General features: G+C 51.9%; 2 protein-coding genes. Both read left to right on the forward strand.

What is annotated here, in order from left to right; all coding sequences use genetic code 11:
• Positions 1–170: pyrimidine/purine nucleotide monophosphate nucleosidase domain-containing protein (locus IM265_RS21915; protein WP_193056033.1), on the forward strand; the 170-nt coding region annotated here is incomplete at its 5' end.
• Positions 171–684: 514 nt separating this feature from the next.
• A partial coding sequence (locus IM265_RS21920; protein ID WP_193056034.1) for an aromatic amino acid transport family protein occupies positions 685–1619 on the forward strand: 935 nt, incomplete at its 3' end.

The following is a 1619-nucleotide window of genomic DNA, read 5'->3' on the forward strand; positions in this document are numbered from 1 at the left end:
ACGTGAAGGAGATGGGCATCCGCGCGATTGAGCAGTATGGTCCGTACAAGATCCACGGCGACCCGAAGATGATGCGCCGTATGGACGACATGCTTCAGGGCTTTGTGGCTCAACACCGCATGAAGTTGCCGGGTTCAGCCTACATTCCGTGCTACGAAATCTGCACGTAACGCTCAGTTTCTTCTTCTCAAAGCCGGGGCACCCTGTAGCGGGTCCCGGCTTTTTTATTAGCGAATCAATTCATAGGCCTCACTTATAACTTAAACAAACTTACGGCGAACGCAATCGATTACCTCCATTTAACAACCGTAATTTATCAGCCTTAAACTAAATTACCCGCAAGAAAATCCTAAAAAGCCATATCTTTACAGCGGAAGACACCTATATTGCGGGCCGCTCTTTTAGCCCACATGTCGTTGGTGGTAGCCTTCGCGCCCGTAAATTCTATTTGATGTTTTTTTAACAGATAAATGGTCTAAAGATGCCCACATCATAAGTGGATTATTGCATTTGGGATCGCGATCACTGATAGATTCATAACGAGAATGTATCTTTCCGCCCGCCAATAGTTACGGGCGAAAATTATTAAAAAACCGTCACTGAACGAATTTCATATTACCGTCAGGCACTTTTTCATCGGATTTGACTAAAAACCTGACAATTTGCTTCCTCCAGGAGATACAGATGGAAACCACTCAAACCAGCACCGTTGCTTCGATTGAATCCCGAAGTGGTTGGCGCAAAACGGATACCATGTGGATGCTGGGCCTTTACGGCACGGCAATCGGCGCTGGTGTACTGTTCCTTCCTATCAACGCAGGCGTCGGCGGTCTGATTCCGCTGATCATCATGGCCATCATCGCCTTCCCGATGACCTACTTCGCACACCGCGGTCTGACCCGCTTCGTGCTGTCCGGTAAAAACCCGGGCGAAGACATCACCGAAGTGGTTGAAGAACATTTCGGCGTTGGCGCTGGTAAATTGATTACCCTGCTCTACTTCTTCGCGATTTACCCAATCCTGCTCGTCTACAGCGTGGCGATCACCAACACCGTTGAAAGCTTCATGACGCACCAGCTGCACATGACGCCGCCACCGCGTGCCATTCTGTCTCTGATCCTGATCGTCGGCATGATGACCATCGTGCGCTTCGGCGAGCAGATGATTGTTAAGGCCATGAGCGTGCTGGTCTTCCCGTTTGTGGCTGCGCTGATGCTGCTGGCCTGCTACCTGATCCCACAGTGGAACGGTGCAGCGCTGGAAACCCTGTCCCTGAGCAGCGCGTCTGCGACCGGTAACGGCCTGCTGATGACCCTGTGGCTGGCGATCCCGGTAATGGTCTTCTCCTTCAACCACTCCCCAATCATCTCCTCTTTCGCCGTGGCGAAACGCGAAGAGTACGGTAACGGTGCAGAGAAGAAGTGCTCCAGCATCCTGGCCCGCGCTCACGTGATGATGGTGCTGACCGTGATGTTCTTCGTCTTCAGCTGCGTACTGAGCCTCTCCCCGGCGGATCTGGCGGCAGCGAAAGAACAGAACATCTCTATTCTGTCTTACCTGGCGAACCACTTTAACGCACCGCTGATTGCGTGGATGGCACCGATCATCGCGATGATCGC

The organism is Enterobacter cloacae complex sp. P17RS (assembly GCF_014895885.1).
Lineage (GTDB): Bacteria > Pseudomonadota > Gammaproteobacteria > Enterobacterales > Enterobacteriaceae > Enterobacter > Enterobacter bugandensis.